We start from the raw sequence: 12526 nt of genomic DNA on the forward strand, positions 1-12526 counted from the left end.
GTCAACCCTCCCTCCCCCGGAAGACCGGCAACTCCAACTCCGGGTCCATGCACAGGAATTCCAGCCTGACCGGCATCCCAGTCCGCACCTTGTCGTACGGCACACCGACCACATTGCTGACCATCCGTACGCCCTCCGCCAGCTCTATCAGCGCTACCGCGTACGGTCCGGCGTCGTCGGAGGCGGCGAAGGCGGGGAAGGGCGGGTGATGCATCACTACATAACTGAAGACGGTGCCCTCACCACTCGCCTCGACCGTGTCCCACTCCTGACAACCGCACTCATTGCACCCGGGCAGCCAGGGGAAGCGCAGGGTCGCGCACTCCCCGCACCGCTGGATGAGTAATTTGTGTTCGGCGACGCCCTGCCAGAACCCGGCGTTGTCCCGATTGATCACCGGCCTCGGCCGCAGACTCCGGCCGCCTTCCTTCACCCCCGCCGACCCTCCCGGCTTCGCCCCCCGCCTCACCGCTGCGGGTGTGTACTTGAGGATCCGGAAGCGGTGCGTCCCGGCCGGCTCCCCGGCTGCTCGGACATCCATCCGCGTCGTGACGAAGTAGCCCGTCCCCAGCCTGGTCGTCTTCCGCTCCGACACCGACTCGATCACCGCGTCGAAGGTGATCCGGTCCCCGGGACGCAGCGGCCGCAGATACTCCTGCTCGCAGTCGGTCGCGACCACCGAGGTGTACCCGGCGCCGTCGAGGAGGGCGAACAGCTCGTCGTACGCCCCTGAACGGTCCGAGTGCCCCGACAGGCCGCCCATCGTCCACGCCTGCAGCATGGTGGGCGGAGCGATCGCCGCGGGCCCCGCGTACGCCGGGTTCGTGTCTCCCATGGCCTCGCACCAGTGCCTGATCATCGGCTCGTTCACCAGGTCCTTGCCGACGCCCGCGGTGGCGGCCGCCCGCCCCTCGTACGCCTTGAGCCGCTCGTACATCTCGTCCGACCCGCCCCGCCCGCCGCGCTCGTCCTGCGGGCTCCGGCCGCCCTGTCCGCCCTGCTCGTATCGCACGTCCGTCACCGCTTCCCCCTCTTCATGCCGAGCCGCATCGTCGCGACGATCTCCCGCTGCACCTCGCTCACCCCGCCCCCGAAGGTGTTGATCTGCGCCGCTCTGTTCATCCGCTCCAGCTCCCCGTCCCCGAAGGAACCGAGCGAACCACCGCGGACCAGTCCGACCTCGCCCGTGATTTCCTGGCACATTCGATACACCTCGACGGCCGATTCGGTTCCCATGAATTTCACGCCGCTCGCCTCGCCGGGGGCCAGCGAGCCCGCCCCCACATCCCCCACCAAACGCCAGTTGAGCAGGCGCGTTGCCGCCAGCCGGGCATAGGCCTCGGCCAGTCGGGACCGCACCCACGGCTCGTCAACCGGGCGCCGCCCACTCACCGGATCGGGGGTACGAGCGTGGGCGAGCGCCGCCTCGTAGAACTCCTCGGCCTGCATCCCGATCGCGGCGAGCGCAACCCGCTCATGGTTCAGCTGGTTGGTGATCAGCCCCCAGCCGTCGTTCTCCTCGCCGACCAGATTCGCGGCGGGTACCCGTATCCCGTCGTAATAGGTGGCCGTCGTGGTCAGACCACCCACGGTCTCGATGGGGGTCCAGGTGAACCCGGGGGCGTCCGTCGGGACCAGGATGATCGAGATGCCCTTGTGCTTGGCCGCATCCGGATCCGTACGGCAGGCGAGCCAGATCCAGTCCGCGTTCTGCGCATTGCTGGTGAAGATCTTCTGCCCGTCGATCACCCAGGCGTCGCCGTCCCGCACCGCCCTGGTGCGCAACGCCGCCAGGTCCGTGCCGGCCTCCGGCTCGCTGTAACCGATCGCGAAGACGAGGTCGCCGTTGAGAATCCGCGGCAGGAAGTACGCCCTCTGCGCCTCGGTCCCGTACTTCATCAGGGTCGGGCCGACAGTGTTGAGCGTGACCATGGACACGGGCGCACCCGCCCGGTACGCCTCGTCGAAGAAGACGAACTGCTCGTCGGGACCGCGGCCCTGACCTCCGTACTCCACGGGCCAGCCCAGTCCGAGCATCCCGTCGGCGCCGATCCGGCGCAGCAGTCGGCGTTGTTCGGCCGGATCATCGGCACGTCTTGCCCACATCCCGGACGCCGCATCCGGCCCGGTGATCACATCGCGGAAATAGGTGCGGAGCTCGGCGCGCAGCTGTTGCTGACGCTCCGTCGGGGCGAGGTGCACGGCGGCGGGCCTTCCGGACGCGGGCGTACGGATCAGAGTTTCTGACTGTCCGTCAGCTTCGTGGCCGCTGTCAAGGTCGGCGACGCCCGAACGCTCCTGCGCGGGAAACGCGAACGGCCTGCGCGAAGACGCAGAAGCGCCCTCACGCAGGCCGTTGTTCACCCCACCCCGCACCGGCCCCCCGACCGGCCCACGGTGGACCCCGGCTCACCAGAGTTTCGTGAAGTTCACCGTGACGTTCCTGTTGGACTGGTAGATCGCGGTGAACGCCGAGCGGTTCACCTGCGCCAAGTTGCTCTGGTTCGATGCCCCGGAACCGGTGGCCTGCTGCTGCGACGTCGACGAGTTGCCGGAGTTGTTCCTGCCGACTCCACTGCCACTGATCGTCGCAACTCCCGCGTTCGACCCGTCGTTCGCGAACGAGCCGTTGTCGGCCTGGGCAACGCCGCCGAAGAGTGCGGCGGCGAGGGGCAGTGCGGCAACAGCGGCGAGGGCACGAGCAGTACGGATGCTTGCCATGTCAATTTCCTCCAGGAACCGAAAGTGCGGCTGTTTTCGAGGCAGTTGGCCGACCGCCTCGATCTTGGTCACGACGTCGCGAGACCAAAGCTGCCCACCGAATCCCTGGCGAACCACCCAGGTCCACCGATTCCCCCGCAAGCATGAGGAACACCCGATAAACCTCCTGCCCGCCCCAAAGCCCCAGCTCACACCCCTGGCACACACCCCCGGCACCGCGCGATCCCGCGCGCCCCAAGAGGAAAAGCGTTTCGGCACATTTTCCGCCCTTCCACCCCGCCCGATCCACCCCGCTCGATCCGCAGCAACCGACCCGGCGCCACCCTCCACCGTCGCCCGCCCCTCACTCCCGCCACCTCTTCCTTTCTTCGAACAGTTGTACGAACATAGAGCTATGGCCATCACCGACCGGCAGACCGCCACCCTGGCCCTCGCCCACGCGCTCTCCGCCGCCGAGCACGGGCTCCCCGTCATCCCGCTGTCCGCCACCAAGCTCCCCGCCCTGCGCTCTCCCCACCACGACGAGGACCGGCCGGTCACGTGCCGGGGCGCCTGCGGTCTCCCCGGACACGGCGTCCACGACGCCACCACGAACCCTGCCGCCGTACGCGCCCTCTTCGCCGCCGCCCCTTGGGCCACCGGCTACGGAATCGCCTGCGGCCGGGCCCCGCACCACCTCATCGGCGTCGACCTCGACATCGACACCACCGGCCGGATCGACTCCGTGGCGGCCCTCCAGCAGCTGGCCCTGCACCACCTGTTCACCATCCCGCCGACGGTCACTGTGATCACTCCCAGCGGCGGCCGCCACATCTGGCTCACCGGCCCGCCCGGCATATCCGTACCGAATTCCGCAAGCCGCCTCGCCCCCGGCATCGACATCCGCGGCACCGGCGGCTACCTGGTCGGTCCCGGCTCGGTCACCGCTCGCGGCACCTACCGCCTCGCCCCCGGCGCCGCCGATCTCTCCCCGGCCCCCTGCCCCCGCGCGCTCCTCCGGCTGCTCGCGCCCCCCGCACGTCCTCACCACCCCTCCGGCCGCCCCCACCACGGCCAGGGGCTGGTCCAGTTCGTTCTCGCGGCACACGAAGGACAGCGCAACACCCGTCTCTTCTGGGCTGCTTGCCGTGCGTACGAACACGGCTTCGGCGACGCCCTGGCGGACGCCCTTACCGACGCCGCCGTCCGCACCGGCCTCACCGAACGCGAGGCCCGGGCCACCATCGCCTCAGCCGCCCGCCTCACCTCCGGCCGCCCCATGGGCCCGGAGGACGCCGACCGTCCCGACCGATTCCCCTGAGCCCGCACCACCGACCGGTCTCGACACCGTCGTCCGTGCACGCAGAAAGGGGCGCCCTCTCGGACGCCCCTTCACAGGTGCTGCGGTGGGTGTGGGATTTGAACCCACGGTGACATCGCTGCCACGACGGTTTTCAAGACCGTTCCCTTAGGCCGCTCGGGCAACCCACCCCACGTCATCGGTCATCGACCGGCCTTGACGCGAGGACAGCCTAGCCGGTCAGCTGTCGCCCTTGCGCTCCCCCAGGGTGACTTCGGCCGTCGACACCTTGCCGTCGCGCTTGTAGGTCAGCGTGACCTTGTCGCCCGGCTTGTGGGTCCAGATCTCGCCGATCAAGGTCGGGCCGCTGTCGATCACCGTGTCGTTGAACCTGGTGATCACGTCGCCCGCCTTGAGACCGGCCTTGGCGGCGGGACCGTCCGGGCTGACGGGCGGCGTGCCGCCCGAGCCCTGGTCCGAGATGACGGCGCCGCCGGTCTTGTCGTCCATGGTGACCGTGGCACCGATCACCGGGTAGACCGGCTGACCGGTCTTGATCAGCTGCTGGGCGACGTTCTCCGCCTGGTTGATCGGGATCGCGAAGCCGAGGCCGATGGATCCCGCCTGGGCCTGACCGCTGCTGCCGGTCGACTGGATGGCCGAGTTGATACCGATGACCGCACCACGCGCATCGAGCAGCGGGCCGCCGGAGTTGCCCGGGTTGATCGAGGCGTCGGTCTGCAGTGCGCTCATGTAGGAGTTGCTGCCGCCGGAACCGTCACCGGAGGCGACCGGGCGGTTCTTCGCGCTGATGATGCCGGTCGTGACCGTGTTGGACAGACCGAACGGCGCACCGATCGCGATCGTCGAATCGCCGACCGCGACCTGGTCCGAGTTGCCGAGGGCCAGCGGGGAGAGCCCCGACGGCGCGTTCTTGAGCTTCAGTACGGCGACGTCGTAACCCTCCGCGCGGCCGACCACCTCGGCGTCGTACTTCTTGCCGTTGGAGAACGTCGCCGTGAGCTGGCCACTGTTCGCCGCGGAAGCCACCACGTGGTTGTTGGTGAGGATGTGGCCTTCCTTGTCGTACACGAAGCCGGTGCCCGTGCCGCCCTCGCCGTCGCCGTTCTGCGCGTCGATGGTGACCACGCTGGGCAGCGCCTTGGCCGCGACGCCCGCGACCGTGCCGGGGTCGCGCTTGAGGGCCTGCGGATTGGTCGACGCCGTGACCGTGGTCGAACCGGAGGAGTTACCGCTGTCGTTCCGGTCGGCAGCCCAGTAGCCGAGGGCGCCGCCGACGCCGCCCGCCACGAGGGCCGCGACAGCCACCGCGGCCACCAGGCCACCGCCGCGCCGCTTGCGCGGAGCCTCCGGCGGCAGCTGGTTGGCCGCCCCCCACACGGGACCACCGCCACCACCCGCGCCCTGCGCGTACGCGGGAACGGCAGGCGGGGGCGGCGGCCAGGCACCGGCCGACTGCGGCTGCGCGGACGGCGCGTGCTGCGGCCCAGGGGACTGCGGCGGCGGCCAGTCCATCGCCTGCCCGGACTGCTGCGTCGCCGCCGCGTCCGACGAATCCGGGCCCGCGGGCGCCGACGGGGGCGCAGGCGTGCCCTCAGGAGCAGCGGCCGGCACGGGAGGTGCGGACGGAACGGACGGAACGGCCTGAGCCGCAGTGCCCTCGTTGCCCTCGTTCTCTGTGCTCACAGCTCTTTACTCCTCGGTTCCTCATCAATTTTCGGCAAGAGATCCGCTGCGTACGTGTCTGGAGCCAGCTTTTCCCATGACCCGTCAGGCCACTGTAAGCAGGACCTGTGTGTCCGTGCACCAATCTTTATATCCGGCAAAACGGTCCCCCGCCGCAAGGTACGCACCCCCGCCGCCACTCGGTGGCACCATGACGCGGTGACCCAAGCACGGCAGCACACCATGCAGCATCCCATCCAGGTCATCGCACACCGCGGGGCGTCCGACGACGCTCCCGAGCACACCCTGGCCGCCTACCGGAAGGCCATCGAGGACGGCGCGGACGCGCTGGAGTGCGATGTACGGCTCACCTCCGACGGCCACCTCGTCTGCGTGCACGACCGCCGGGTGAACCGTACGTCCAACGGCCGGGGCGCCGTCTCCGCCCTGGAACTCGCCGAACTCGCCGCCCTCGACTTCGGCTCCTGGAAGGACCGCGAGGAGTCCCCGGACTGGGATCCGGTGCCGGGCGAGTTCACCTCCGTACTCACTCTTGAGCGACTGCTCGAGCTGGTCGTCGAGACGCGTGCTGCCGGGCGCCCCCTCCAGCTGGCCATCGAGACCAAACACCCCACTCGCTGGGCGGGCCAGGTGGAGGAACGGCTGCTGCATCTGCTGAAGCGCTTCGAGCTCGACACTCCGCCGGACGAGGGCCCCTCGCCGGTCCGGATCATGAGCTTCTCGGCACGCTCCCTGCACCGCATTCAGGCTGCCTCGCCCACCCTGCCCACCGTCTATCTGATGCAGTTCGTATCGCCGCGGCTGCGCGACGGGCGACTGCCGGCCGGCGCCCGGATCGCCGGCCCGGGACTGCGGATCGTACGCAGTCACCCGGGCTACATCGAGCGACTGCACCGGGCCGGCCACCGTGTGCACGTCTGGACGGTCGATGAACCCGAGGACGTGGAGCTCTGCGCACGCCTTGGCGTCGAGGCAATCATCACGAACCGCCCAAAACGGGTTCTGTCCCAACTGGGTCGCCTTTAACATCAGTTACAGGGTGTACACCGGCGCATTCAGTCTGTATTCGATCGTTACGAATGCGTCACTGGCAGGCCATTGGCCGGTTTCCGGTCCAGTCCAGGGGGGCATCCACTCCGTGGCGTGGGGCAAAGGAGGTCTCGGGGGTGGCGTTGGTGGTGGCACAGGAAGTGCCCACGTCGTCGAGCATGGCCGTACCCCATGGCCCTGCGGGCGTGGGGCAGGCGCGGCACCGGATGCGCGAGCAATTGCGCAGCTACGGGGTGTCGGATTCGGTCGTCGACGATGCTGTATTGATCCTTTCCGAACTTCTCAGCAATGCCTGCCGACACGGCAGGCCGCTGGGGCGACACACAGATGTGGGTGACGGCGACGTACGTGCCGCCTGGCACGTCGACAGAACAGGCGGGCTGACCGTCGAGGTGACGGACGGAGGCGGTCCGACCCGACCGATTCCGGCCACACCGTCCGTGACGGCGCGCGGTGGCCGCGGGCTCAACATCATCAGCGCGCTCGCCCAGGAGTGGGGCGTACGCGACAGCTCGTCCGGCGAGGTCACCGTGTGGGTACTGGTCAGCGAGGGCCGCGGGCATGGCCACGGGAACGGGCATCTGCCGGGGCTCGACGGGCTGGACTTCGCCGACGCCTTCGACGACGCGGGCTGACGTGGCCCGAGGCCGATGCACCGGTTCGGCGTACGCACGGACCGGTGAACCGACGGGCTTGCGAACCTGTGGACGGATGAGCCTGTGCACCGAGGTCCGGATGGGGCCCGGGAGCCGCTGAACGGAGCGCGACACACCGGCGCTCCCGCGTACGTACCCCATGCGCCCCGGGCGTCTGTGTCCCGGACCCGACACGGGCGGCTAGGCTCGCGGCCCAGACCGCACTGTCGCAATCGGGAGAAAGCCCACCATGGCCAAGAAGCGCCCTCAGACCAAGGCCGGGAAGCAGCAGCTCAAGGACAGCGAGATCCCGGTGGTCGGGGCTCGCGAGCCCTGCCCGTGCGGTTCGGGCCGCCGCTACAAGGCCTGTCACGGCCGCGCCGCCGCCCAGGCCGTGACCGAGCTGGTCCAGCGCCCGTTCGAGGGCCTGGCGGGTGAGTGCGACTGGGTCGCCATGCGCGAGCTGGTGCCCGCCGCAACGGTCGAGCTGACCCTGAAGGGCGGACTGCCGGAGGGCGTGCCGTCCGTGACGCTCGCGACCGTGCTGCCGATGGCGTGGCCGGCGCTGCGCCGCGACGACGGCTCCGTCCTGCTCGCCCTGCAGAACGACACCTCCTCCGGCGACCTCAGCCGCGACCTCGCGGACACCCTGCAGCGCGCGCTGGCCACCGAGCCCGGCTCACCCGTCGCCGCCCGGCGCGTACCGGCCGACGGGCCGCGCCTGCAGGACCTGCTCGACCCGGAAGCCGCATTCGAGCCCGTCGTCCACTCCGGCTTCGAGTTCTGGGTCCCGGGCGCGGAGAACGCCACGCCCGAGGTGTCCGCATCGCTGGAGCGTGCGAACGAAGCGGCGATCCCGACCAGCATGCTCTCCGGCGTGGACGCTGCGTACTGGTGCGAGACCCCGGAGAAGAACCACCTGCGCTGGGTCATGCCGCACCCCGAGGAGCAGCTCCTCGACGCGCTCGCCCGGCTGCACGCCGCCGGCACCTCCTCGCTCGGTGAGGGGACGCGGCTGGTCGGCTCCTTCCGCGCGCACGGACTGATGGTCCCGGTCTGGGATCTGCCGAGCACGATGGGGGCCGAGGAGTGCGAGAAGCCCGCGGCCGAGCTCGCGGAGCGGCTGGCGCAGGCGCTCGCCTCGGACGCTCCGCTCACCGCGGACGAGCGGCGGGCCCGCGGCGGTCTCACCAACCGCCAAGTGACGCTCAGCTGACCGTGACCGCGTGACGACAGCGGCGGGCCGATCGGTGACTCATGTCACAACTCGCAGTACCCGCAAGTCAATAGCTGTCCGAATAAGCGAGATCGAATTTGCGAACGGCAGATCTCTTGTTACCGTTCTAGAAGCCCGGTCGCTGGTGCATCCCCCGTCGCCAGCGACCGGGCGTTCTCATGCCCGGACACGGCGCACGGAGCGACGCGCGGGACCGGGCACAGCGACTGCGGATCCGGCGTCAACCCGCCGCGGAAGGCGCCGGATCGGATCCGGACCTCAGCAGCAGCGGAGCCTCCTCGGCCGTCCCGTCGGGCACCCCGCCGCCCGCGTACTCGGCCACCGTCACATACTCGTCAGGACCTCCGCAGGACGAGCGGTGCGGCGTCCCGCAGCCGCCCGGCTCATCCTGTGACTCCACCGTGCAGTGAGTTTCGACGATCCGGCCTCCGGGCCCCATCAGCGTGAGTACGGACCGGAGTTCGTCACCCGTCGTATTGCGGCAGTAGCTGCGCGCCCATGTGGCGCGCCCGTCGGTCATGGCACAGGTCTGCCCGTCGATGCCCTCGGGAGAGGTCAGCTCGGGGCCGTACCGGGCGCCGGTCCGCAGCGCGGAAGCGTCCGATCCGGTGAAAGGCTGAGCCGCCCCCTCCGCCGGGCCCCCCGACTTCCCCGCGACCACTCGGCAGGTCGATATCGGACAGAAGTCCGGGCCAGGAACTCCCCTGCGAAGATCCCTTCGAGGGAGCCCCCGAAGACTCCTTCGAACCGGTTCCGGAAGGCCCATCAGAAAGCCCGCCATGGCTGGACTTTGCATCGGCAGACTTTGCATTACGCGGTACGTGACCGCGGCCGCCCGCGGGTTCCGCAGAGGCCGCGCGCGGAAGCACGACGGCGGAGACCACCACGCCCGCCATAACGATCAAGCGGAGATTCATGGCGGCCCCACCTGTCGACTCGCGGGAATTCCTGACGGTGCGCCGAAGATATCGACGAAAATGCGGGCGCCGGGGTGGAGCGCACCCATTTCACGCAGAACTCGACCGGCTCACACCCGAACGAGTGAGCCGAACAGCCCGTACGCCCGCTCGGAGCCCCACCGGGTCCGCCGACGCCGACCGGCCGCTCTCAGTACGCGAGCCGGCTGCCGCCGTCGGGAGCACTGTTGCTCGCTTCGACCAGCGCGTCCAGGACCGCCTCCACGCCCGGCAGCCAGGGCGTCACGGGGCCGGGCAGTGGAGCCCGTTCCCAGCGCACCTGCCCCGTACCCACTTCGGACGGGGGAAGGACGAGATAGCCCCCCTCGCCGTGGAAACGCAGCGAACTGGGCACCCAGTCCTTGGCGTGCAACAGCTCGCCGAGCTGTTCGAGGGTGTAGGGAGCGACCAGCAGCGACCACCGCGTCGGTGTCGCCACCACCGGACCGAGCCGCATCCCCATGCGGTCGAGCTCGGTCAGCGCCCGGGCACCGGCCATGGCCGGCAGGCTGAGCGCGCACGGGGCGCGGCCGCCGGTGGCCAGCATGATCGGCGCGGTCGGTCGATTGGTCCACCACCAGCGCACCATGCGCTCGTCGGTGGTCGCCGCGAGGAGACCGGGATCGAAGGGGTGTGCGCCGGGTACGGCGCACTCGGGATCGGGGCAGGCGCAGCCACGGCCGCGGTCACCGCGACCACCGCCTGCGCTCAGCCCCACTCCGGGAAGCACGGGCCACTGCCATGCGGTGGCACAGGTCAGGGCCGCGTCGAGCTGGGCGGGCCGTGCCTTGCGCCGGAGCCGGAGCCTGCGTCGCCTTCCGAGGATCTCGCGCATGAGCGCTCGTTCCTTTCCGTTGAACGCCGAGGGCCACATCACAACACGTGTGCGTCACGCCACGTGTGTATCACTTCACCGTGCGTACATGTTCTCTAAGTCTGCGGTACGGGTAACCCATCGGTACCGAGCGTGAGCCGAGTCGAGCTGAGCCGGTCCAGCCAAAAACATGGCGAGGGGCAGCGCGCATCGCGCCTGCCGTCCCATGGTGCACAACCCCGCCACTCGGGGGTGGGGCGCGGCCGTCACACGTGAGGACGTCCGGGCTCCCTGCCAGGTTCCGGGGCGATCAGAACTGCCCCTGGTTCATCACCGATTACGTACCCAGCATGCCCGGAATGACGCTCCCCCGGGACTTCACCCCGAGGTAACCCCCTGTCGAGCCAGACCCAGTCGACAGCAAATGGCATCCATAGGGTGCATTTTTTGGCCAACTTAGCGGTCCGCGGACACCACGAATCCCGCAGGGACAATGCTGGACATCTGCTTACTTGTGCGTGTACATGTGGATGCACTGATAGCGGCGCAGAATGACATGGGGGTTTGCGATGCTATTCGACGAAACGCACTGGTCGGAAAGCCGGTTGCCATGAGCGCCCCTCACCTGCCGAAAGTGGCTGGAATCGATCCCGCAGTTGCTGTTTCAGCGCACACTGCCGGGCCTCTGGACGATGTGCCGGCCGCGCCAGGGGCCTTTCTTCAAGACCGTCTGGCCGGTTGGGTCTCCGACCTCACCACGCTGCACGAACTCACCGAGCGCCTGGCCGGAACCAACACCCTCGACGACGCGTTGCACGAGCTGCTCGGTGCCGGCGCGGCCCTGGTCGGTGCCCGCCGCGGGCTGATCGTCTTCGAACCCTCCGACCGTCGCGGCCCGGTCTCCACCATCGGTCTCGGACTCGCCCACGCCGAGCTCGGCCACATCGAGACGGTGCCGCGCAGCGCAACCTCGTACGGCAGGATCCTGGACGGCCTCCCGGGCGCCGAAGGACCCCAGACCAGCCCCGATCTGCTCGGCGACACAGGCCTGGACCCCCGCCACCGCGAAGTCGCCGCCCGGCTCGGATACGCCGCCAGCTACGCCCTGCCCCTGACCACCCCCGCGACCGGACGGCTCGGCGCGGCCGTCTGGCTCTACGACGAGCCCGCCGAGCCCCTGGAACGCCAGCGCCACCTCGTCGGTCTCTACGCCCGTTACGCGGGCGCGCACCTGGCCCGGCTGCTGGAGCTGCATCGGGCCAGGGCAGAAGTGGCCGCCCTCACCGAGGAGCTGCGGCCCGGCCGGCTGCCCCGGGTCCCTGGCGTACAGCTGGCCGCCCGCCATCGCGCCGCACCGCGCGGCGGCGGTGACTGGTACGACGCGATGGCGCTGCCGGAGGGTGCGCTCGGTCTCGCCGTCGGTTCGGTGGGCGGCTCCGGGCCCAGCGCGCTGACTGCCATGGGACGGCTGCGGGCCGGTCTGCGGGCGTACGCGGTGATGGAGGGCGAGGATCCGGTTGCCGTGCTCTCCGATCTGGAGCTGCTGCTGCGGCTGACCGAACCCGCACGGTCCGCTACTGCGCTCTTCGCCTGCTGCGAGCCCGCCGCACGCAAGATCGTGCTGGCCGGTGCCGGGCACACCCCACCGCTGGTGACCGGCGACCGGCGCACGGAGTTCGTCGAGACGACCCTGTCCGCGCCACTGGGCATGCTCGCCTGCTGGGAGGCGCCGAGCGTGGAGTTCGCTCCGGCGCCCGGCGAGACGCTGCTGCTGTACACCGACGGGCTGCTGCGCCGCACCGGCGACTCGATGGACCGGGCGTTCGCACGGCTCCACTCGGCGGCCGCGAGCGTACCGAAGGCGCTGCGCCGGGACGCCGGATCGGTGGCCGACCATGTGCTGCGGACCGTCCTGCCGAATGGGCTCGACCAGGTCGACAGCGCCGAGGACGTCGTCATTCTGGCAGCGCGCTTCGACTGAGCCGCGTCATCAGCGGAGCTTCGCGTTTCGGCCGAGCAGGTGGTTCGGCCGGTCTCTCCGATCGGTCTTTGTGATCAGTCTCTGCAACAGGTCTCGGCAGCCGGTCTCTGTAAGAGGTCTTCCGGCCCTGGGCCCCCTTCCGCACG

Annotated in this window: 11 protein-coding genes and 1 tRNA gene; 5 read left to right on the forward strand and 7 right to left on the reverse strand. The window is 69.9% G+C overall.

Annotation, left to right across the window (positions count from 1 at the left end; translation table 11 throughout):
* Position 1: 1 nt before the first annotated feature.
* The 3 genes from ACWCP8_RS12900 to ACWCP8_RS12910 form a co-directional block, all read right to left on the reverse strand.
* The gene (locus tag ACWCP8_RS12900) at positions 2 to 937 is read right to left on the reverse strand and encodes a bifunctional MaoC family dehydratase N-terminal/OB-fold nucleic acid binding domain-containing protein (protein WP_451116072.1); all 936 of its coding nucleotides are present in this window, start codon (positions 935 to 937) and stop codon (positions 2 to 4) included.
* 80 nt (positions 938 to 1017) lie between these two features.
* A complete protein-coding gene (locus ACWCP8_RS12905) occupies positions 1018 to 2202 on the reverse strand; it encodes an acyl-CoA dehydrogenase family protein (protein WP_451115893.1) in 1185 nt (394 codons plus the stop codon).
* 207 nt (positions 2203 to 2409) lie between these two features.
* The gene (locus tag ACWCP8_RS12910; protein WP_352264265.1) at positions 2410 to 2721 is read right to left on the reverse strand and encodes a hypothetical protein; all 312 of its coding nucleotides are present in this window, start codon (positions 2719 to 2721) and stop codon (positions 2410 to 2412) included.
* A 394-nt stretch (positions 2722 to 3115) separates the two neighbouring features.
* On the opposite strand from ACWCP8_RS12910, the gene ACWCP8_RS12915 reads away from it, so the two are divergent.
* Positions 3116 to 4021 carry a bifunctional DNA primase/polymerase gene (locus ACWCP8_RS12915; protein ID WP_352264083.1) on the forward strand — a complete coding sequence of 302 codons (906 nt, stop codon included), beginning with the start codon at positions 3116 to 3118 and terminating at the stop codon, positions 4019 to 4021.
* A gap of 83 nt (positions 4022 to 4104) precedes the next feature.
* Here the strand turns inward: ACWCP8_RS12915 and ACWCP8_RS12920 are convergent.
* Positions 4105 to 4191 (reverse strand) — tRNA-Ser (locus ACWCP8_RS12920).
* A gap of 49 nt (positions 4192 to 4240) precedes the next feature.
* Positions 4241 to 5707 carry a S1C family serine protease gene (locus ACWCP8_RS12925; RefSeq protein ID WP_451115896.1) on the reverse strand — a complete coding sequence of 489 codons (1467 nt, stop codon included), beginning with the start codon at positions 5705 to 5707 and terminating at the stop codon, positions 4241 to 4243.
* Positions 5708 to 5929: 222 nt separating this feature from the next.
* Here ACWCP8_RS12925 and ACWCP8_RS12930 point away from each other — a divergent pair, with 222 nt between their 5' ends.
* From ACWCP8_RS12930 to ACWCP8_RS12940, 3 genes are all read left to right on the forward strand, one after another.
* Positions 5930 to 6733: a glycerophosphodiester phosphodiesterase gene (locus ACWCP8_RS12930; protein WP_352264263.1), complete on the forward strand. Its 804-nt coding sequence runs from the start codon at positions 5930 to 5932 to the stop codon at positions 6731 to 6733.
* A 53-nt stretch (positions 6734 to 6786) separates the two neighbouring features.
* A complete protein-coding gene (locus ACWCP8_RS12935; protein WP_352264081.1) occupies positions 6787 to 7392 on the forward strand; it encodes an ATP-binding protein in 606 nt (201 codons plus the stop codon).
* A gap of 250 nt (positions 7393 to 7642) precedes the next feature.
* A complete protein-coding gene (locus ACWCP8_RS12940) occupies positions 7643 to 8608 on the forward strand; it encodes a DUF5926 family protein (protein ID WP_382829016.1) in 966 nt (321 codons plus the stop codon).
* Between the two features lie 241 nt (positions 8609 to 8849).
* Here the strand turns inward: ACWCP8_RS12940 and ACWCP8_RS12945 are convergent, their stop codons facing one another.
* Positions 8850 to 9290 carry a hypothetical protein gene (locus ACWCP8_RS12945; protein ID WP_451115899.1) on the reverse strand — a complete coding sequence of 147 codons (441 nt, stop codon included), beginning with the start codon at positions 9288 to 9290 and terminating at the stop codon, positions 8850 to 8852.
* 446 nt (positions 9291 to 9736) lie between these two features.
* Positions 9737 to 10420, reverse strand: coding sequence for a bifunctional DNA primase/polymerase (locus tag ACWCP8_RS12950; RefSeq protein ID WP_326604713.1), 684 nt, complete (start codon positions 10418 to 10420; stop codon positions 9737 to 9739).
* Positions 10421 to 10892: 472 nt separating this feature from the next.
* Between ACWCP8_RS12950 and ACWCP8_RS12955 the strand changes: the two genes are divergently transcribed.
* A complete protein-coding gene (locus ACWCP8_RS12955; RefSeq protein ID WP_352264077.1) occupies positions 10893 to 12380 on the forward strand; it encodes a PP2C family protein-serine/threonine phosphatase in 1488 nt (495 codons plus the stop codon).
* Positions 12381 to 12526 lie beyond the last annotated feature (146 nt).

This window comes from Streptomyces sp. NPDC002206, assembly GCF_053593595.1.